This is a genomic window from uncultured Psychrobacillus sp. (genome assembly GCF_938022135.1).
GTDB lineage: Bacteria > Bacillota > Bacilli > Bacillales_A > Planococcaceae > Psychrobacillus.
In genome coordinates, this window is record NZ_CALIED010000084.1 from 26,050 (window position 1) to 45,590 (window position 19,541).

At 36.4% G+C, this 19,541-nt stretch carries 21 protein-coding genes; 20 read left to right on the forward strand and 1 reads right to left on the reverse strand.

The window, feature by feature from the left end; all coding sequences use genetic code 11:
* Positions 1 to 57 precede the first annotated feature (57 nt).
* The 17 genes from Q0371_RS17135 to Q0371_RS17215 all read left to right on the forward strand — a co-directional run bounded on the left by Q0371_RS17135 (position 58) and on the right by Q0371_RS17215 (position 16,879).
* Positions 58 to 324 carry a stage V sporulation protein S gene (locus Q0371_RS17135; RefSeq protein WP_169358657.1) on the forward strand — a complete coding sequence of 89 codons (267 nt, stop codon included), beginning with the start codon at positions 58 to 60 and terminating at the stop codon, positions 322 to 324.
* A 251-nt stretch (positions 325 to 575) separates the two neighbouring features.
* On the forward strand, positions 576 to 2,330 hold the full coding sequence (locus Q0371_RS17140) for a 2-oxoacid:acceptor oxidoreductase subunit alpha (protein WP_169358658.1): 1,755 nt from the start codon (positions 576 to 578) through the stop codon (positions 2,328 to 2,330).
* Positions 2,317 to 3,183 (forward strand): 2-oxoacid:ferredoxin oxidoreductase subunit beta, encoded by an 867-nt coding sequence (locus tag Q0371_RS17145; protein ID WP_169358659.1) that lies wholly within the window; start codon positions 2,317 to 2,319, stop codon positions 3,181 to 3,183. The genes Q0371_RS17140 and Q0371_RS17145 overlap by 14 nt, the downstream gene beginning before the upstream one ends.
* Before the next feature lie 979 nt (positions 3,184 to 4,162).
* A complete protein-coding gene (gene miaB / locus Q0371_RS17150) occupies positions 4,163 to 5,710 on the forward strand; it encodes a tRNA (N6-isopentenyl adenosine(37)-C2)-methylthiotransferase MiaB (RefSeq protein ID WP_169358660.1) in 1,548 nt (515 codons plus the stop codon).
* The gene (locus tag Q0371_RS17155; RefSeq protein ID WP_169358661.1) at positions 5,710 to 6,144 is read left to right on the forward strand and encodes a RicAFT regulatory complex protein RicA family protein; all 435 of its coding nucleotides are present in this window, start codon (positions 5,710 to 5,712) and stop codon (positions 6,142 to 6,144) included. Before miaB ends, Q0371_RS17155 begins: the two co-directional genes overlap by 1 nt.
* Positions 6,145 to 6,364: 220 nt before the next feature.
* Positions 6,365 to 7,369 carry a TAXI family TRAP transporter solute-binding subunit gene (locus tag Q0371_RS17160; RefSeq protein WP_169358662.1) on the forward strand — a complete coding sequence of 335 codons (1,005 nt, stop codon included), beginning with the start codon at positions 6,365 to 6,367 and terminating at the stop codon, positions 7,367 to 7,369.
* Between the two features lie 72 nt (positions 7,370 to 7,441).
* Positions 7,442 to 7,951, forward strand: a complete 510-nt coding sequence (locus Q0371_RS17165; protein ID WP_251552868.1) for a DUF1850 domain-containing protein — start codon at positions 7,442 to 7,444, stop codon at positions 7,949 to 7,951.
* Positions 7,941 to 9,965, forward strand: a complete 2,025-nt coding sequence (locus Q0371_RS17170) for a TRAP transporter permease (protein ID WP_169358664.1) — start codon at positions 7,941 to 7,943, stop codon at positions 9,963 to 9,965. Before Q0371_RS17165 ends, Q0371_RS17170 begins: the two co-directional genes overlap by 11 nt.
* A gap of 110 nt (positions 9,966 to 10,075) precedes the next feature.
* Positions 10,076 to 11,116 carry a LytTR family transcriptional regulator DNA-binding domain-containing protein gene (locus tag Q0371_RS17175; RefSeq protein WP_298473351.1) on the forward strand — a complete coding sequence of 347 codons (1,041 nt, stop codon included), beginning with the start codon at positions 10,076 to 10,078 and terminating at the stop codon, positions 11,114 to 11,116.
* Between the two features lie 140 nt (positions 11,117 to 11,256).
* On the forward strand, positions 11,257 to 12,105 hold the full coding sequence (locus Q0371_RS17180) for an ABC transporter ATP-binding protein (RefSeq protein ID WP_298473353.1): 849 nt from the start codon (positions 11,257 to 11,259) through the stop codon (positions 12,103 to 12,105).
* Positions 12,102 to 12,809: an ABC transporter permease gene (locus Q0371_RS17185; RefSeq protein ID WP_298473357.1), complete on the forward strand. Its 708-nt coding sequence runs from the start codon at positions 12,102 to 12,104 to the stop codon at positions 12,807 to 12,809. The genes Q0371_RS17180 and Q0371_RS17185 overlap by 4 nt, the downstream gene beginning before the upstream one ends.
* Before the next feature lie 190 nt (positions 12,810 to 12,999).
* A complete protein-coding gene (locus tag Q0371_RS17190; RefSeq protein WP_298473359.1) occupies positions 13,000 to 14,193 on the forward strand; it encodes an MFS transporter in 1,194 nt (397 codons plus the stop codon).
* 97 nt (positions 14,194 to 14,290) lie between these two features.
* On the forward strand, positions 14,291 to 14,746 hold the full coding sequence (locus tag Q0371_RS17195; protein ID WP_298473362.1) for a helix-turn-helix domain-containing protein: 456 nt from the start codon (positions 14,291 to 14,293) through the stop codon (positions 14,744 to 14,746).
* A gap of 53 nt (positions 14,747 to 14,799) precedes the next feature.
* Complete coding sequence (locus Q0371_RS17200; protein ID WP_298473365.1) at positions 14,800 to 15,588, forward strand: hypothetical protein; 789 nt, start codon at positions 14,800 to 14,802, stop codon at positions 15,586 to 15,588.
* The gene (locus Q0371_RS17205) at positions 15,585 to 15,956 is read left to right on the forward strand and encodes a hypothetical protein (protein WP_298473368.1); all 372 of its coding nucleotides are present in this window, start codon (positions 15,585 to 15,587) and stop codon (positions 15,954 to 15,956) included. The genes Q0371_RS17200 and Q0371_RS17205 overlap by 4 nt, the downstream gene beginning before the upstream one ends.
* A gap of 107 nt (positions 15,957 to 16,063) precedes the next feature.
* Positions 16,064 to 16,645: a hypothetical protein gene (locus Q0371_RS17210; protein WP_298473371.1), complete on the forward strand. Its 582-nt coding sequence runs from the start codon at positions 16,064 to 16,066 to the stop codon at positions 16,643 to 16,645.
* Between the two features lie 54 nt (positions 16,646 to 16,699).
* The gene (locus tag Q0371_RS17215) at positions 16,700 to 16,879 is read left to right on the forward strand and encodes a hypothetical protein (RefSeq protein WP_298473374.1); all 180 of its coding nucleotides are present in this window, start codon (positions 16,700 to 16,702) and stop codon (positions 16,877 to 16,879) included.
* A 96-nt stretch (positions 16,880 to 16,975) separates the two neighbouring features.
* On the opposite strand, the gene Q0371_RS17220 is transcribed toward Q0371_RS17215, so the two are convergent.
* Entirely contained in the window at positions 16,976 to 17,428 is a 453-nt protein-coding gene (locus Q0371_RS17220; protein WP_298473377.1) for an NUDIX domain-containing protein, read from the reverse strand.
* A gap of 163 nt (positions 17,429 to 17,591) precedes the next feature.
* Here Q0371_RS17220 and Q0371_RS17225 point away from each other — a divergent pair, with 163 nt between their 5' ends.
* From Q0371_RS17225 to Q0371_RS17235, 3 genes are read left to right on the forward strand one after another with little or no spacing between them, the layout of a single operon-like run.
* Positions 17,592 to 17,924 (forward strand): hypothetical protein, encoded by a 333-nt coding sequence (locus tag Q0371_RS17225; protein WP_169358676.1) that lies wholly within the window; start codon positions 17,592 to 17,594, stop codon positions 17,922 to 17,924.
* A 16-nt stretch (positions 17,925 to 17,940) separates the two neighbouring features.
* Entirely contained in the window at positions 17,941 to 18,645 is a 705-nt protein-coding gene (locus Q0371_RS17230) for a class I SAM-dependent methyltransferase (protein ID WP_298473380.1), read from the forward strand.
* 17 nt (positions 18,646 to 18,662) lie between these two features.
* On the forward strand, positions 18,663 to 19,505 hold the full coding sequence (locus Q0371_RS17235) for an alpha/beta hydrolase (RefSeq protein WP_298473383.1): 843 nt from the start codon (positions 18,663 to 18,665) through the stop codon (positions 19,503 to 19,505).
* The last annotated feature ends 36 nt before the right edge of the window (positions 19,506 to 19,541 follow it).

The window sequence follows — 19,541 nt, forward strand, 5'->3', positions numbered from 1 at the left end:
AGTTAGTTTATGAACGAAAGCAAGTTCATAAATATAGCGATAAAAGGAGAAATGATAGTGGATTCTTTAAAAGTATCTTCTCGTTCAAACCCCAATTCAGTTGCTGGTGCATTAGTTGCAGTTATAAGAGAACAAGGTTACGCAGAAATGCAGGCAGTAGGCGCAGGAGCATTAAACCAAGCTATAAAAGCTATTGCTATTGCAAGAGGATTTGTTGCTCCTAGTGGAACAGACCTAACTTGCTCACCGGCGTTCACAGATATTATTATTTCTGGTGAAGATCGAACTGCTTTGAAATTACTGGTAGAAAAGAAATCAAAATAATATATAGCAGCAAGGCTTTCTTCACAAAAGGCTTGGTACTCTATATAAAGTTTCACAAAAAGCCGCTACTGTCTTTAGTAGCGGCTTATAATTTGCGTTTCCATACTTTTTTGAATAAATCGTGACGGAGGGGTTCCGTCAAAGGTCTGAAATTCCATAAAAGTACAGGTAATACATAGTGTATATCGCTACTTCGTGATAAACTAATGAAGGAAAAAAGCATTTAAAGAGAACAGTAAGGAGATGTTTATATGTTGCAACAGCTTTCTTGGAAAGTAGGAGGGCAGCAAGGAGAGGGTATTGAGAGTACAGGCGAAATATTCTCTATGGCTATGAATCGCCTTGGGTACTACTTATATGGATACCGTCATTTCTCTTCTCGAATTAAAGGCGGACATACTAATAATAAAATTTGTGTGCGTCCTACTCAAGTACGTACCATTCCAGATAACTTAGATATTTTAGTGGCATTTGATCAAGAAACGATTGAAGTCAATTATAAAGAGCTTACAGAAAAAAGTATCATACTAGCAGATGCTAAATTTTCACCAGAGGCACCAGAGGACTGTTTAGCACCAATGTATATCGTACCTTTTACAGAGATTGCTTCTAGCCTTGGAACCTCTCTCATGAAGAACATGGTGGCAATTGGAGCTACGTCTGCTTTATTAAACCTAGACAAAGCCGTTTTCCAAGGAGTCGTTGATGAAATCTTTGGTAAAAAAGGTGAAGAAGTTGTAGAAAAAAATATGCAGGCGATTCAACAAGGATATGACACGATGGCTGAGCAGCTTGGGGACCGTCTTGGAGAGTGGGAAATAGCTCCAGCTGACGGCAAACAGCGTTTATTCATGATTGGTAATGATGCAATAGCTATGGGCGCATTAACTGCAGGCGTACGCTTTATGGCAGCTTATCCAATTACTCCAGCTTCTGAAATAATGGAGTATATGATTAAAAAGCTACCTCTATTTGGAGGAGCAGTCATTCAAACAGAAGATGAAATTGCTGCAGCAACAATGGCAATTGGTTCTAACTACGGTGGTGTACGTGCATTTACAGCGTCTGCAGGGCCTGGCCTGTCTCTAATGATGGAAGCAATCGGATTGTCCGGGATGACCGAGCAACCATTAGTAATTGTCGACACACAGCGTGGGGGTCCATCTACAGGATTACCGACCAAACAAGAGCAGTCTGATTTAATGCAAATGATCTACGGTACGCATGGGGAAATTCCAAAGGTGGTCATTGCACCAAGTACTGGAGAAGAAGCGTTCTACGATACAATCCAAGCTTTTAATATTGCTGAAGAATTGCAGCTACCTGTCATTATTCTTTCGGACTTACAGCTATCACTTGGTAAGCAAACAGTGGAGCCATTTGATTATTCGAAAATAGAAATCCGTCGTGGTCGTTTAATGGACAACGAAGAGCTTCCAGAAACAGAAGATAAAAGTTATTTCAAACGATACGAAGTAACCGAAGATGGTATTTCACCACGTGTATTACCAGGTATGAAGCATGCAATTCACCATGTAACAGGTGTAGAGCATGATGAAACTGGCAAACCTTCTGAAGCCGCATTAAACCGTCAAGCTCAAATGGACAAGCGTATGAAAAAATTAAAGTTTGTTAACTTCGATGAGCCAGTGTACGTTAACGCTCCTCATGAAGAAGCAGATATATTATTTGTAGGATTCAATTCTACTCGCGGAGTACTAGAAGAACTACAACAAACACTAAATGACAATGGAGTGAAAGTGAACCATGCACATATTCGCTTAATTCACCCATTCCCAACCGAACAAATGCAGCCGCTAGTAGCTAAAGCTAAAAAAGTAGTAGTGGTAGAAAACAATGCAACAGGACAATTGGCAAACATTATTAAAATGAACGTCGGCGGTCATGACAAAATAGTGAGTGTATTGAAATATGATGGCACTCCATTCCTGCCATTAAGTCTTGCAAAACAAGTGAAGGAGATGCTAACAGATGGTAACATTTAAAGATTTTCGTAACAATGTAAAACCAAACTGGTGCCCAGGATGTGGTGACTTTTCTGTGCAAGCAGCAATACAGCGTGCAGCAGCAAACGTAGGCATCCAGCCGCATGATTTAGCAGTCATCTCTGGTATCGGATGTTCTGGACGTATTTCTGGCTATATCCATTCTTATGGCTTCCATGGTATCCACGGCAGAGCTTTACCAATTGCACAAGGTTTAAAAATGGCTAATAAGGATTTACACGTAATCGCATCTGGTGGAGACGGAGATGGGTTTGCCATTGGTATGGGACACACAATCCACTCAATTCGCCGTAATATTGATTTGACCTATGTAGTAATGGACAACCAGATTTATGGATTGACTAAAGGACAAACATCTCCACGTTCAGCAGAAGGCTTTAAAACGAAGTCTACTCCAGGTGGAGCAATAGAACCTTCTGTTAAACCACTGGAGCTAGCACTGACTTCTGGAGCTACATTTGTCGCACAGGGCTTCTCTTCAGATATTAAAGAATTAACTGCAATTATCGAAGCAGGTATCCAGCATAAAGGCTTCTCGTTTATCAACGTGTTCAGCCCATGTGTCACTTATAACAAAGTAAACACATATGACTGGTTCAAAGAGAATTTAACGAAGCTATCTAATGTGGAAGGCTACGACTCCACTAATCGTGAGGAAGCAATGCGAGTAGTAATGGAAAATGAAGGACTAGTAACTGGAATCATCTATCAGGATGAAAATGCACCTTCTTACCAGGATCAAGTACCTGGATATGCTCCAACACCGCTTGTTGATCAAAACTTGAAGATGAGTGAAAAAGAGTTTGATGCATTGTTAAAAGATTTTATGTAAATGAATACTAAGCTCATGAACGATTATCGTTCATGAGCTTTTTTGTGTTTATAGGGATAATTAAGAGTAGAATCTCTGCTAAGGATGTGTGGATGGGAGGTAGAAGTGTTACGTTGGAGAGTGATGGTTGCACATAAATAGTGTGTGTCACGTAAAGAGTAGGAAAGCGCACCTAAGCGAGAGAGTCGTACGTAAATAGTGTGGAGTCGCACCTAAAGGGGTGAGAAGTGCACGTAAAGTAAGTGGAAGTGTCACCTAAAGGCTAGGAAAGTGCACCTAAACGAGAGAGTTGCACCTAAATAGTGTGGAGACGCACCTAAAGGGTTGAGAAGTGCACGTAAAGTATGTGGAAGTGTCACGTAAAGAGTAGGAAAGCGCACCTAAGCGAGAGAGTCGCACGTAAATAGTATGGTGTCGCACCTAAAGGGGTGAGAAGTGCACGTAAAGTATGTGGAATTGTCACGTAAAGGGTAGGAAAGCGCACCTAAACAAGTGGAGCCGCACATAAGTAATAACAAAGTGTCCCATATCAAGTTGAAAACCGCCCATAAAGCATGGACAAGTGTCCCATAAATCACAGTAAACCGCCCATAAACAAAGAAACCGCCCATAAGTAATAGCAAGGTGTCCCATAACAAGTTGAAAACCGCCCATAAAGCATGGACAAGTGCCCCATAAACTCCAACAAACCACCCATAACCAGAAACTCACCAAACCGCCATACCAGAAGTTTCTCCTAAACCACCATTACAACTTAAAAAAGGACCCCCTAAAACAAGGGAATCCCAGCAGAACAAACTCTATTATTCAAATCACAATCTTATCTAATTCCCATTAAGTGCACTATATAAACCAAAAAAGCGCACATATTTTGTCTAAATAAGAAATTTTAAGCTTAATGCCTTGTAGCAATGGAGCACTATTCAGTATAATAGGATGGATATTCGGATTTTGGCGAATGAAAGAAAGGGGAGTTCTTATGAACGAGGAATCACGTTTACAAAGTACTCAAATAAAAGAAACTACTTCTCCCGAGAAAAACGTGGAGAAAGATTATAGCAAATATTTTCAAGCAGTTTACACTCCCCCGTCCTTAAAAGATGCAAAAAAACGTGGGAAAGAAGAAGTGGCTTATCACAACGACTTTTCAATTGCAGATGAATTCAAAGGGATGGGACAAAATCGTAAATTTTATATACGTACCTATGGATGTCAAATGAATGAACATGACACAGAAGTAATGGCTGGGATTTTCATGCAGTTGGGATATGAGCCAACTAATACAGTGGAAGATGCGAATGTCATCCTTTTAAATACTTGTGCTATTCGTGAAAACGCGGAGAACAAAGTATTTGGTGAACTTGGTCATTTAAAGCATTTAAGAAGAAATAATCCTGATTTGCTAATCGGTGTATGTGGATGTATGTCCCAGGAAGAATCCGTAGTAAAGAAAATTTTGAAAACGTACGATCAAGTAGATATGATTTTTGGTACACACAATATTCACCGTCTACCTAACATTCTTAATGAGGCGTACCTATCAAAAGAGATGGTTATTGAAGTATGGTCTAAAGAAGGGGATGTAATAGAGAACCTTCCGCGAGTGCGTAAGGGATCTATTAAAGCCTGGGTTAACATTATGTATGGCTGTGATAAGTTCTGTACATATTGCATCGTGCCATATACACGAGGTAAAGAGCGTAGCCGTCGACCAGAGGATATTATTCAAGAAATTCGCCACCTTGCAGCTCAAGGCTATAAGGAAATTACACTTCTTGGTCAGAATGTAAACGCTTATGGAAAAGACTTTACTGACTTAGATTATCGTTTTGGTGACTTAATGGATGATTTAAATAAAATTGATGTAGCGAGAATTCGTTTTATGACTAGTCATCCTAGAGATTTTGATGACCATTTAATCGAAGTTTTAGCAAAGGGCGGCAACTTGGTAGAGCATATTCATTTACCAGTTCAGTCAGGATCATCTGATATTCTAAAAATTATGGCTCGTAAATATACAAGAGAACATTATTTAGAGCTAGTAAGAAAGATTAAAACTGCTATTCCGAATGCCTCATTGTCAACGGACATTATTGTTGGTTTCCCTAATGAAACGGACGAACAATTTGAGGAAACACTATCTCTGTATAAAGAGGTAGGATTTGAAATTGCATACACTTATATTTATTCTCCACGTGAAGGCACTCCAGCAGCTAAAATGATTGATAACGTGCCAATGGAAGTGAAGAAGGAAAGACTTCAACGTTTAAATGCACTAGTAAACGAAATGTCTGCAGAGGCAATGAAGAAGCTTGAAGGTGATATTGTGGAGGTATTGGTAGAAGGGGAAAGTAAAAATAACCCTGATGTACTTGCTGGATATACCCGAAAAAGCAAACTAGTGAATTTTGTTGGACCTAAAGATATTATTGGGAAGCTTGTTCAAGTTAAAATTACAAATGCAAAAACGTGGTCACTTACTGGTGAACTAGTAGAAGAAACAATTGAAGAAAAGGTGGGTATATAATGACTACTAAATACACTAGAGACGATATTATTGAGAAGGCTAGAGAAATAGCTACTATGATTGCAAATACGGAAGAAGTTGACTTCTTTAAACGTGCAGAAGCACAAATTAATGAAAATCAATCCGTACGCGAGAAAATTGCTAGCTTAAAGAGCTTACAGAAACAAGCTGTTAACTTCCAGCATCTTGGAAAAGAAAAAGCATTGAAGATGATTGAAGGTAAAATAGCTGCAATCGAAGAAGAAATCGACAGTATTCCCATTGTTCAAGAATTTAAGCAATCTCAAGGTGACGTAAACAGTCTGTTACAGCTAGTTGCTAATTCAATCTCAAACAATGTTACTAACCAAATTATTGAATCTACCGAAGGTGATCTTCTTAGAGGAGAAACTGGTTCTAAGGTTAAAAACACTACTTACGATAGCTGTTCATAATGATAAACGACAAAACATACACTGTATCTACACGATACAATGTATGTTTTTTTATTTGGACAAAATTCTTATTGTCTATTGAAATCTCTGGAATTAACGCTCGCTACTTTTCTGCAAATTAACGGAATTTACTTAATTAATTGACATCGTATGAAGTATTTATGATAGAATTATAGAGAACAAAGGGTACTTTTATATAAAAAGGGAGGAAATGTAAAATATGAAAACTAGACAATTTAAATGGTTAGCAGTCTTAAGCATTTTTGCTTTAGTATTTTTAGCAGCTTGTGGAACTAGTGACTCCGATAGTGGGTCAGACTCGGGTTCTGGGGACTCAGCCAAAACAAAAGCAGATTATAAATTTTTAAGTATACTAACTGGTGGAACGCAAGGTACGTATTACCCACTAGGTGGTACTTTTGCTGATTTAGTTACTGAAGAGACAGGTATAAAAACAACTGCTGAGGTATCTCAAGCTTCCGCTGCGAATATGACAGCTTTACATGAAGATGATGAAGGGCAAATTGCCTTCGTACAAACTGATATCGCTTATTATGGTACAGAAGGAACAGAAATGTTCGAAGGAAACAAGTTAGATACGGTAGTTGCAATTGGTGCACTTTATCCAGAAACGGTTCAACTAGTTACCTTAGCGGATTCAGGAATTAATTCATTTGAGGATCTTAAAGGCAAAAAGGTTTCTGTAGGGGCTCCTGGTTCAGGAACATATGCAAATGCTGAGCAACTTTTAGAAATTCATGGTCTATCAATAGAAGATGATATTGAAGCTCAAAACTTAGATTTTGGTGAATCTACTGATGGGTTATCAACTGGACAAATTCAAGCTGCATTTATCACTGCAGGTTACCCAACTTCCGCAGTGGAAGCTTTAAATGCAACTAAAAAAGTAAATATTATTTCTGTTACAGAAGATAAAGCAAAAGAACTTATTGAAAAATATCCTTATTATGCTGTAGATGCTGTGCCTAAAGGTACTTACGGTCTTTCTGAAGAAGTTCCAGTAGTTTCTGTATTAGCAATGCTAGCAGTTAAGAAAGACCTTCCAGAGGATTTAGTTTATGAAATCACAAAAGCGATTTATGGCAATACAGATAAAATTAGCCATGCTAAAGGTGAATTTATTAAAGCAGAAACAGCTCTAGATGGTATTGGAATAGAAGTTCATCCAGGTGCTCAAAAATATTTTGATGAAGTAAACAAGTAATCATTAGTGAAAAGAGGCTTTGATGCGTACAGCTTCGAGTCTCTTTTCTAATTAAGAGAGGCTTTCCACTTCATGAAAAATAAAATAATTATTGTTCTTATAATGATAACTTTCTCTTTTATCTTTATACCTTTTGTACCTGCCCTCTCCTTTACCGAAACACGTACGGAATTACCAATTACTCATTATCTTCCTTTAAAAAAGGAAAAAGAATTCCAAATTATTTTTACTCATACTATACATAAAACAGATGTTATTGAAAATTACCGGGTACTAAATAACAAGGAAATTCTCTTACTATCAATGGAATATAGTGACGTTGCGATTGGAATGCCGAGCTACGCAGAAGAGGGGCAAACACTTGTATATAAAGATGGTTTATACACTCTATCGTATGCTCATGAAGCGTTGCCTTCTTTTACTATGTTTGTAGGAGATGTTGAAGATCAGCTTTTTTTACAATACCAAAAGAAGAAATACAATTTAAAAGTAAAACTAGAAAAAGGGAAATCTTATTTATTCGAAGTGAAAAAGCTATCATTATTTGACATAGCGAGAGGAGTTAACCTGAATGAGCAATAATAAAGGCAATAAAAAAGAGCGGAATGCAGAAGAAAGTAATTTTAAAGAGTTGTCAGCTGAGGAACAGCAAGCGCTGCTAGAGAAATACGATCCAGAATCTAATACACGTAGTGTAGGTAGTAATTTTAAATATGTTATTTATTTTGGCTTGCTAGCATTCTCTTTATTTCAGTTGTATACGGCAATTTTTGGACAGTATCCAGCGCAAATACAGCGTACTGTTCATTTGGGCTTCGGTTTATTATTTGTATTTTTATTATTCCCAGCTCGTAAGAAACTTTCTAAAACAAAAATACCGTTTTATGATTATATACTAGGAGCAGCGGCAATTTTTGTAGGAAGCCATTGGGTAATTAATTACGAACGACTTGTTAAAAGTTTAGGTGGTCTAGAAACCTTAGACTTTATAGTCGGTTTAGTTGCTATTATATTAGTTTTAGAGGCTGCACGCCGAGCTGTAGGCTTGCCGATCACTATTATAGCAGGGTTATTTTTAGTATATGCCTATTTTGGAGAATACTTCCCTGCGTTTATGGCTCATCGAGGACAAAGCTTAGATAATATCGTTAAGCTAATGTTCTTTTCAACGGATGGAATTCTAGGAACACCGTTAGCAGTTTCCTCTACGTATATTTTTGCATTCCTATTGTTTGGAGCATTTCTAGTTAAAACAGGGGTTGGACAGTATTTTAATGACCTGGCAGTAGCTGTTGCTGGGAAAATGGTTGGAGGCCCTGCAAAGGTTGCAATCTTCTCATCAGCTTTACAAGGAACTATTTCCGGGAGCTCGGTAGCAAACGTTGTTACTTCAGGATCTTACACCATTCCGATGATGAAATCATTAGGCTATAGAAAAGAATTCGCTGGAGCTGTAGAGGCTTCTGCATCAACTGGTGGGCAGTTAATGCCACCGATCATGGGGGCAGCCGCGTTCCTTATGGTAGAATTTATCGGTCGTGGAGTCACCTACTGGGATATTGCGAAAGCCGCAGCAATTCCAGCGCTTCTTTATTTTACAGGAATTTGGATTATGACTCATTTTGAAGCAAAACGTTTGGGTTTAAGTGGGTTAACAGATGAACAAATGCCAGATCGTAAAGAAATCTTTAAAAAGATTTATTTAATCTTACCGATTTTCTTAATCATTATTTTAATGATGACAGGTGTACCTGTTATCCATGCTGCGTTATATGGCGTGGTAGCATGTATAGTTGTAGGTGCGATTAACAAAAGTACACGTTTAGGGCCAAAAGAAATTTTAGATGCTTTAGTAGACGGGGCACGAACTGCACTAGGTGTAGTAGCAGCCACTGCTTGTGCTGGGATTATTGTAGGAGTAGTCGTGAAAACAGGATTAGGTCTTAGTCTAGCAACTAGCTTAGTTAAGCTAGCGGGTGGAAGTATTATACTAACCTTATTCTTCGTTATGATTGCATCTCTAATTTTAGGAATGGGAGCTCCAACAACAGCAAATTATGTTATAACGTCGACTATTGCTGCACCAGCTATCATTACCTTACTAGCACCAGATGTAGCACAAAATGCAATACCACTAGTTGTTATATTGTCTGCTCACTTCTTTGTATTCTATTTTGGAATAGTAGCAGATATAACCCCTCCGGTAGCACTGGCCGCCTTTGCAGCCTCGGGTATTTCTGGTGGAGATCCTATTAAGACAGGTGTTCAATCTTCTAAACTAGCGATTGCCGCCTTTATAATACCTTATATGATTGTATTTTCTCCGACGTTGCTCATGATTGATACGACATTCGGGGAAATTATCTGGGTAACATTCACCGCTGTTACTGGAATGATTTCTATTGGAGCAGGTATGATTGGATATTGGTATCGAAAAGTCAGCTGGATTGAAAGAATACTGGCAATAGGTGCAGGTTTATTGTTAATCTATCCAGAAGGTATTTCTGATATTACAGGGTTAATTATTTTCGCTATATTATTCATCATCCAATTATTTACTCGAGAGAAAAAGGAAAAACAAGCTATTGCTCTATAAAAGCTAAAACCACGAGCTAATTATGGCTCGTGGTTTTATTTCATATGTAAAATTATGAATATATTGGTATAATTAAATTTAACAGAATACATAGAATAGAGGATATATTTATGACGTTAAAATTCATTCAAGCTGGTAAGCATACAAATGATATGGTTCACTTTCCTGAATTTGATTTGACAATACAACCGGGAGAGGTAACGGCAATCGTTTCTACAGTAAATGTTAAAGAGCAGCTTTTAAATACATTTCTAGGAAAAACACGACTTTCCAATGGTAAAGTAGAGTATCTCCCAGATAAAAAAATAGGTTTTTTCTTTTTACATGAAGGTTGTTATGAACGACTAACGGTAGTTGAAACTTTAAAATATTATCAAAAACTATTTAATTCCTCTGAACAAATAGAAAGCATATTACAAGCAGTGCAGCTAGATGCTCAAAAGAATAAGAAACTAAAGAGTTTGACTTACTCTGAAAGAAAGCGAGTACAGCTTGCATGGTTGCTTATACAAAACCCTGATATATACATAATGGAAGAACCAGATCAAAATCTCGATATCGAGTCGAAAAGGATTCTTTTTTCACTTTTAAGAGAGCTACGTCTAGCAAAAAAAGTGATCTTAATATTAACTGGCCAAGTAGAAAGTGGAGTTGCTTGTTCCGATAACGTATACCGATTAGATGAAAAAGGACTGCGCCCAGTTTTAACTAAGGAAGAAGACAATGAGGAAGTAATAGATAGGAGTGAGCCGACTACTGAAAAAATTACCGCTACCGATGAAGTAGTAGAAGAAAAAGTAGTTCAGCCAATTCGTTTCGAAAAAATACCGACGAAAGTAAATGAAAAAATTGTATTATTTGACCCTCCAGAGATTGATTACATAGAAAGCACAGAAGGACAAACCTATTTACATATTAAAGGGGAAAGCTTTGCATGTTCCTTTACGTTGAATGACTTAGAAGAAAGATTATTGGCCTTTGGTTTCTTTCGCTGCCATCGTTCCTATATAGTAAATTTACAAAAAGTGCGGGAGGTCATTACTTGGACAAGAAACAGTTATAGCTTAGTACTAGATGACTCAGAAAAATCGTCAGTACCACTCTCAAAGACAAAAATGGCGGATTTAAAGGGAATGTTGGGCCTCAAATAAGCTCCATTCATCTAAAATAACGATTCATTCACCCCAAATTTAACTCCTTTCACCGGAAATATGATGTCTTGTATTTAAATATCTCTTAATCTTAGGTTGTAGATACGAAATGTTCAACCAAACAATTAGGAGGTTTTCAAATGGAAAATGTAATTGAAGTAAAAGGCCTTGCCAAATATTTTTCCAACTTTAAGGCAGTGGAGGATGTAAACTTTCAAGTAAAAAAAGGTGAGATATTTGGATTTTTAGGACCAAGTGGCTCAGGGAAAACAACTACTATTAAAATACTGACGGGTCAGCTAGATCCTACTGAAGGGGAAGCATTTGTTTTTGGAGAGAAAGTATCCAACTTCAAAAAGGCCAATGAGAGAAAAAGATTTGGCGTTCTTACAGACAACAGTGGACTATATAGTAGGTTAACCATTTTTGAAAATCTAAAGCTATACTGCGAATTATATGACTTGCCTATTTCTAAGGTAGATGAGGCTCTGAGCTTTGTAAACCTAACGGAAGCACGTAAGAAGAAAATAGCTGAATTATCTAAAGGGATGACACAACGTGTAGTACTAGCGAGAGCCATTCTTCATGAACCAGAGCTTTTGTTTTTAGATGAACCAACATCTGCGTTAGATCCAACAAACACGTTACATATTTATAATGGCTTACGAGCATTAAATGAAAAAGGGACAACAATCTTTTTAACAACACATGACATGCAAGAAGCTGAAACGCTTTGCGATCGAGTTGCATTCTTAAATAAAGGGAAGATTCAATTACTGGATAAACCTAGTGAGCTGAAGAAACAATTTTCAGATGGAACGATGACCGTTGAGCTAACTAACAATGAAACTATCATACTCAAAAGGGATGAGGCTGGAGCAGATACGATGTTCCAATTGATGAAGGAGAATCGTATTTCCACTGTACATTCCAACGAACCTACATTAGGTGATATTTTTGTCAAAGTGACTGGAGGAGAATTAATATGACATTTTCATGGAAACGTGTAAACGCAATTTTTCAGAAGGACTTTAAGGAATTTAGTAGAAACATGGCAGTCTCAGTTGTTGTCTTTTTACCTATTTTAATGGCAGCTATTTTTAGCCGGATGGGAATGGATCCATTGGTGAATGGTAATTTCACGATAGGCTTTGCGTTAACAATGGTAGGCTCGTATGTTCAATGCTGCTTGATTGCAGAGGAAAAAGAAAGAAATACACTGCGCGGATTAATGCTATCCCCTGCTAATACGTATGAAATTCTTGGTGGGAAAAGTGCATTATCATTCGTTTTAACAATGATAGTGGCTATTGTTAGTGTAATGCTTGCTGAGTATACTCCAGCCAATGTACCTGTATTATTATTAGGATTAGCCTTATGTGCGATATTTTTTATAGGCTTAGGTACTTTACTAGGGTTAATAGCAAAATCAGTAATGGAGTCTTCTGTGATCGTGTTGCCAGTTATTTTATTGTTCTCTATGGGAACAGCAATCGAAAGCTTTAGTGATAAATATCCTATTTTTAGTGTGATTGAATATATACCAAATCTTCAGCTATTAGAATTAGCAACTAGGATAGATGCTGGAGCTGGGTTTGGAGAAGTTTGGAGCCATTTAGGTATAATCGCTCTATGGTCAGTAGTAATTTATATCATTACAGCTATTGTCTATAGAAAACAAATGGTAGATTAATAAAAGGAAATGTAAACCGACTGAAATATTAAAATGAATTTGATAAAGAAAAATAATGCCGAATATAGGAGAAGCTATGTATCCCCCAGAGCTACTCCTTAAGGTATTTAGACGAGAGGATAAGAATAATGTATAGTCCAATTTGATTTAACTCCGTATTAAATGAACGAAATTAATATGGGGGATAATTATGAAACAAAATAAAAATTTTATAGTATTACTAACTAGTCAATCGATTGCAAACCTTGGAGATGTTTTTTATCTAGTAGGTGTTATTAGTGTTTTATATGACTTAACGGGTTCAGCCGCCATTTCTTCCATAGTGCCATTTACGATTACTACTGCAATGTTTATTTCTAGTTTAGTGACTCCTTTATTTCTTGGGAAATATAGGCTAAAGTTCTTACTGGTGTGGTCGCAGGCAGGAAAAACTTTGCTATTAGCATTGTTAGTAGTTTTTCTATTGTTTTTTATGCATTCAACTAATTATTGGTACATTTTCTTTGTAATAGGTGGAATTGCTTTGTTAGATGGCTGTGCCAATCCGATCATGCGAGCTTTCCTACCTCATTATGTGGAAGATGCTCAGCTGATAAAGGCTAATAGTATCGTAGAAACTGTCACTCAGTTATTGCAAATTGGTGCTTGGTTGTTCGGCGGATTGTTACTTTTATTGCTAAGCCCCAATTGGTTAATACTTATAGTATGTGGCTTCTTTTTAGTTTCCACTATACTTACGTTGCTTTTAGAAGATGTAAGTCATGAGGAAAATGAGAAAGATACCCTCTGGAACCAGTTCTGCGAAGGCTGGATTAGTATAAAGAAAACACCGGTTCTTAAAAAAATTATGCTAATGGATATTCTAGAGACGATAGCAGGTGCTGTTTGGATAGCAGCCATTCTATATATTTATGTGGAGACTGCCCTCCATGAAGGAGAACAATGGTGGGGCTTTATTAATGGAGCATTTTTTATAGGATTATTAGTAGGAAGCATTATTTGTATGAAATATTCCACTGTGACAGATACCTATAAGCAATATTTTATCGGCTATGGCGCATTCATTAGCGGTATTCTTACCATCCTATTCGGTTCTATAAGTTTTCCATTACTAGCGATTATAATATCTGTAGGTATTGGACTAACTAGCCAATTGAAAAATATACCGCAACAAACAATTATTCAGCGAAGCGTCCCGAAAGAAAAGTTATTAACCGTTTATACATCTTTAGGTACAGTAGGTACTGGGCTGTTTGGTATATCTTCCTTAGCCATAGGTATTGCAGTAGATTTAGTCGGCGTAAGAATAGTATTTATTCTTTCAGGTGTACTACTACTTTTGGTGAGCTTGGTAGTTTTAAAGAATAGAAGGTTGTTTAATTAAAGTTGTCATGCAGGAGCTCAGTTATATTACTGAGCTTTCTGTATGTTGTTGGAACTGTATCAGTTATAATGAGTGTAAACAACGCGAGGTGATTTGCATGGATCGTGATTTTTTAATACATATTACTTCTGAAAGCCTCAAGCTAGTCAGAGTAGAGAACGACTATACACAAGATAAAATGGCGGAGCTACTAGGAATCTCCAAAAAAACATTAGTACAAATAGAAAAGGGAAGGACACTAGCAAATTGGACGACCACTATCGCTATATGTGCCTTATTCCGTGATAGCCCAACCTTGCAAAATCATATTGGTGGAGATCCTATGGAGGTAATAGAGCTCACTGCCCACGATGTGATTATACGTCCAAAGGATAAAACATTAGGTGGCTATATATGGTGGAAAAATGTTGAAGAAAAAAATGGTTTTCGCTTACAGCAAAATGTACTTAGCAAGCATTTTCGAATAGTAGATGAAGAAAATTATCGAATTCTTAGCACGTTTGATGAAGCGGTAGCAAGAGATAAGTGGAATATTATTAGTCAGAAAATTTAATGTTGTCTAAAACTCCCCTTTAGTGTAAAATTACACTAAAGGGGAGTTTTAGTATGAAGAATATAAACAAATATCAAATTATAATTATAGTTATTTTCATCAGCGCATTGCTTATTAATTTCATGCCTGCGATTAAATTTCCAGACCATCGGATAAGTATTTTCAACTTAGCTATTTCTGTACTGTTCTTAATAGGCATCCTATATTACTCGAGTGTAAAGGATGGCACTGCTTTATATGGCATTGGATTTGTAGCAACCTTAGTTATATTTGTTGTAAATCTTACGGAAAATCATCTTTTCGATTATGTTGTCTTAGATGTATTAGCTAATATACAATATCCTTTGTATGTTATTTTCGTCATTCCACTTTTTGGACTAAACAAATTATTGAATTTGAGCTACGGAAATTTTTCTTTGATTGTTTCTCTCCTATACCTGACCATTTTAGCTGGCAGCCTTTTAAAGTATAAGTGGAAGGTGCGGAATACGAGTTTACTTATTTTGGTTCTTTTGTTTTATTGTTTGCCTTTTGGCTACTACGGCATGTATTTGGATTATACAAAAGGGTCATTGCTCGGATACCTATCAATGATTATCATTTGTATAGCTCTAGCGTATATTTGCAAAGCATTTCTATTTGTACCTGTTCTAGTTGTAGGGAATTTATTATCTGCTATTAGTTCTTTATATTTTATACACATGATGGATATAAAAGAGGATTGGGGATATTTTTTTAAACCATTTAGGCAAACAACTATATTTTTTATTATCTTCCTTTTAAATTGCATCCCACAATGGTTTGTTATTAGATCAACTGGTAGGAGGGATAGGAAAAGATGAAAAATTGGTTAGTTATAATTTTAGTTATAAGTTTATGTGTAAATGTATTGCTGTTTGGCAATATTTTCTGGAAAGGGATGTATACACCTAACGAAAAGGATCGGGTCATTTTAGGAGAAATGGTACAATTAGTAATAAGCAGTCAGAAATTTAAAACAATAGATGAATCAGAGGGAGTTCTTGCAGTCAATCAAATGGTTGATAGAAACAAGGGAGGGGTATTTCCTTATCACTATGACGTAATTGTATATACCAGTGAGCAGGCATATATCTTTGGTTGTAAAGATGATAAATGTGACGTAGTGGGATTAGTAGGGACTATGGCTTCTAAATACGAAGATTCGGAGCAACTATTACCGTTCAAATAATAAATCGGAGTTCGTGTTCAGAATGGATATGACCAATTCCGCCGTTAGATCTTTGAAACGAATATATTTTTTCCTCGTCTAATTCATAAAAATAAAGAGGGATTATAATGTATAAAATAGGTTTCCTTGTGTCTTTAATAGTTCTGTCCTTATGTTTAGTGAGCTGTCAACAAAAGGTTGATAGGAAGGTTGATACCGAACCGTCTGATACGAAACCACTAGATACAAAAGCCCAAGCTATAGAAGAAGATTTTGTATATCGACTTGTGACAGAAAAAGCAGAGTACGGTAAGAATGAACCTATAAAAATTTATGCTGAATTAGAATATACAGGAGAAAAAGATGAAATTGAAATTTTTCATTCAGCTTCCCCGTTTTCTTTCCCAATGGTTGAAACTACCAGAAACTTTGAAATCGGATACGGTATGGATACACCATTATTAAGCACTAAACTAAGAAAAGGGGAACCACTCCGTGCAGAATATTGGGGAAGTGGCGGCTACACTTCAGAGGATAAAAAAGAATATGTAGATTTTATAAGTCAAATTATGAATCAGGAATTTCCAGAAGGACGTTATATCGTAAACGGCTCTGCTGATTTTTATGTGAAAGCTAACGGGAAAACTGAACAAAAGAAAAACTATAACATTAAATTGCAAGTAGAATTTAGGGTTAATAATACTAACTAGAAAAAAATGCTAGATGAAAACAACTACTCTAACGTAAGAAAGGTTGTTAGCTAATTGAAGAAAGTAATAATAGCCATCTTTTTATTCGGATTAATTGTCATTGTTCAAAGCGTTCAAGTTATTTACACGACCCATACATTTATTAGGGTGATGAATTTAATATCTACCATTTTCATTTCTGTGGCAATCGGTGCCTTTATTAGAGAAATGTTTATTTTAAAGAAGAGTAAATAAGTAGAATAATATATGGAAAGTATTTAACTAGGAATCGGTTATTGGAATAAATTAATCACTATCACATAAATAAAAGAACTAGAGGGGATTAGCAATTTATTTGGTAAGCCATTTAATTTCTAAAGCTTTTTTCTTTGCTAGTTGTAGAATTTGAAGTCTAAATGCTTGCTTGCTCTCTAGTTGTTTGATCATCATTTCAAATGTACTAAAATTACTTATAATATAACCCGTTTTCTCATTGTTAAAGTCATAGTTTCCAAGTATTTTTATTTTTGATAGGTACCAAACTGTATATGTATCGGTAGTAGACCAGTACCAGGAAGCAAACGGAACTCTTTCATCTGTTAACGTGATTCCAACTTCCTCCATCACTTCCCGCTCTAAAGCCTCCTCCAAACTCTCACCATTTTCTAAACGCCCTCCAATAGTGGTGATTTGCTGTTCTGCCTTGTCCCACGAAAGCATGATCATGCCTTGTTCGGTTATGGGTATACAATGAACATCAGCAATTCTTCTGTCCTTTGGTAGTGAATCCCTATAATTTAGCATCAAATTCCTCCTTACACCTTAAACTATTTCGATATAAATCTGTAAAAACCTCCTTTGAATAATAAAATGAAAAGCGAAAAAATGTTTACTTAATTTACAAATTTTAGATTATAATAGTATTAACAGATAATTACAATAAATATTTGAATGGGGGAATTATGAGTTGAAAAACTTATATATCATTTTAGCTACTGTCCTAGTAGAAACAGCTATATTATGGGGAGTTTCTATTCTATTAGATTGGAAATTCGTTGATGTCATTTTTCTTGGTAGTTTAGCGGTATTTGGCCTCATCTGGTTTCTTCAACTTAATTCTAATAGAAATAGCAATGAAGAGAACGCTCATTTGAAAGGCTGGAATGGACAGGATGGTGGCGGGGTTACACCTTTTCAATTTAAATTTAGAGGATCTCCTATTGTATTAGGACTACTGCTATTCATTGTAGTGAGCTTTTGCATAACTGCATTCACTTATTATCCTTATTTTATTGATTAATGAAAGAGGTCTAGGTATGGGACGATTGATAACAGAACAAGAGGATTTATTAATAGTGTTAGACAGTCTTTTAAGGGAGCCAAAATTTTTTTGGGACGATTTTTATCGTGATCGGAAAAGAGAGGTTCCTTTTTTCACGGTAAAGCCTGATGAAAATTTAATAGAATATGTGGAACGAAATATATTTAAACAAGGTAATGTGTTAGAGCTAGGATGTGGACCTGGCAGAAATGCCATTTATTTAGCTAATAAAGGATTTGCAGTTGATGCGGTTGATATTTCAAAAGAGACTATACAATGGGCAACCGAGAGAGCAAAAAAAGAAAATATTGATGTTAACTTTATCTGTCAAAATATTTTTGAGCTGAATATTCAGGAAGGTAGCTATGACATTGTCTATGATTCAGGTTGTTTTCACCATATCGCTCCTCATCGGCGAATGAGTTATATCCAACTAATACAGAGAGCACTTAAATCTGGAGGCTATTTTGCGATTACTTGTTTTTCTCCAAATGGCGAATATGGTGGAGCGACAATTTCGGACGAAGAGGTTTATCGTTCACTAAGCTTAAAAGGGGGGCTTGGATATGATGAATCTAAATTACGAGCTATTTTTAAGGATTTTAAGGAGATAGAGATACGACAAATGAGGGAAATAAAACCACCCGCAGAAACACTTGGCTTAGCTGGGTTTATGACAGCAGTTTTTCAAAAAACATGATTGGTGGGAGCAGTTTTATGTCTAAATGGGTACATCAAATGATAGAAACTTCTCGAGGAAGTTTTGAGGTGTTTACAAAAGGAAAGGGAGAGCCGGTTTGCGTTACACACCATTACTCTGAATTCGATGATAGTGGTGATTATTTTGCTAATACTTTTACAAGTACAAACAAAGTGTTTCTTGTAAACCTGAGAGATGCAGGTAACACAGACAAGCCTAGTTCTCCACACGAATTAAGTATGATTGACGCAGTACTTGATTTAGAGTCCATACGGCAGGCCTATGGTTACGAGAAGTGGACTTTTGCTGGACATTCGACAGGTGGAATGATTGGTTTACTTTATGGTATCCATTTTTCTGAATCTCTTAAATCTCTTATTATTGTGGGATCTTCGGCAAGAGAGTTTAGTTCTTCCTCAACTAAGTGTATTTATAATGAAGAACACCCGAATTATGAAAGAATGCAAGAATTAATGCAACTTTTAAAAAATCCACTTCTTACAATAAAAGAACGCTATCAACTCTCAAAAGAAAGAACTCAATTTTCTTTATATAGACCTGATAATTATGAATCATTTTTTTCGAGTAACATACATAAAAAAATATGTGCTAGCAGACTAAACTTTTTTGGGAGGGAGGCTCTGATTTACGACGTGACACGTCAACTTGATAAGGTCAAAACTTCCGTTCATATTTTGTGTGGGAGACATGACGTTCAGTGTCCAGTAGAGTTTTCTTTAGAAATGCATGAAATACTAGAATATTCCACGCTCGATATATTCGAACAAAGTAATCACTATCCATTCATAGAAGAAAAAGAGTTATTTACACAAGTTATAAATAGGTTTCTCGTAGAATGACTACAGTAAGCAAGTTATGTTCTCTAGAAAGAGAGG

Coding starts and splice junctions, on each gene's coding strand:
- Q0371_RS17140 (WP_169358658.1), top strand. CDS start 576: ATGTTGCAACAGCTTTCTTGGAAAGTAGGAGGGCAGCAAGGAGAGGGT.
- Q0371_RS17145 (WP_169358659.1), top strand. CDS start 2,317: ATGGTAACATTTAAAGATTTTCGTAACAATGTAAAACCAAACTGGTGC.
- miaB (WP_169358660.1), top strand. CDS start 4,163: ATGAACGAGGAATCACGTTTACAAAGTACTCAAATAAAAGAAACTACT.
- Q0371_RS17155 (WP_169358661.1), top strand. CDS start 5,710: ATGACTACTAAATACACTAGAGACGATATTATTGAGAAGGCTAGAGAA.
- Q0371_RS17160 (WP_169358662.1), top strand. CDS start 6,365: ATGAAAACTAGACAATTTAAATGGTTAGCAGTCTTAAGCATTTTTGCT.
- Q0371_RS17165 (WP_251552868.1), top strand. CDS start 7,442: ATGAAAAATAAAATAATTATTGTTCTTATAATGATAACTTTCTCTTTT.
- Q0371_RS17170 (WP_169358664.1), top strand. CDS start 7,941: ATGAGCAATAATAAAGGCAATAAAAAAGAGCGGAATGCAGAAGAAAGT.
- Q0371_RS17175 (WP_298473351.1), top strand. CDS start 10,076: ATGACGTTAAAATTCATTCAAGCTGGTAAGCATACAAATGATATGGTT.
- Q0371_RS17180 (WP_298473353.1), top strand. CDS start 11,257: ATGGAAAATGTAATTGAAGTAAAAGGCCTTGCCAAATATTTTTCCAAC.
- Q0371_RS17185 (WP_298473357.1), top strand. CDS start 12,102: ATGACATTTTCATGGAAACGTGTAAACGCAATTTTTCAGAAGGACTTT.
- Q0371_RS17190 (WP_298473359.1), top strand. CDS start 13,000: ATGAAACAAAATAAAAATTTTATAGTATTACTAACTAGTCAATCGATT.
- Q0371_RS17195 (WP_298473362.1), top strand. CDS start 14,291: ATGGATCGTGATTTTTTAATACATATTACTTCTGAAAGCCTCAAGCTA.
- Q0371_RS17200 (WP_298473365.1), top strand. CDS start 14,800: ATGAAGAATATAAACAAATATCAAATTATAATTATAGTTATTTTCATC.
- Q0371_RS17205 (WP_298473368.1), top strand. CDS start 15,585: ATGAAAAATTGGTTAGTTATAATTTTAGTTATAAGTTTATGTGTAAAT.
- Q0371_RS17210 (WP_298473371.1), top strand. CDS start 16,064: ATGTATAAAATAGGTTTCCTTGTGTCTTTAATAGTTCTGTCCTTATGT.
- Q0371_RS17220 (WP_298473377.1), bottom strand. CDS start 17,428: ATGCTAAATTATAGGGATTCACTACCAAAGGACAGAAGAATTGCTGAT.
- Q0371_RS17230 (WP_298473380.1), top strand. CDS start 17,941: ATGGGACGATTGATAACAGAACAAGAGGATTTATTAATAGTGTTAGAC.
- Q0371_RS17235 (WP_298473383.1), top strand. CDS start 18,663: ATGTCTAAATGGGTACATCAAATGATAGAAACTTCTCGAGGAAGTTTT.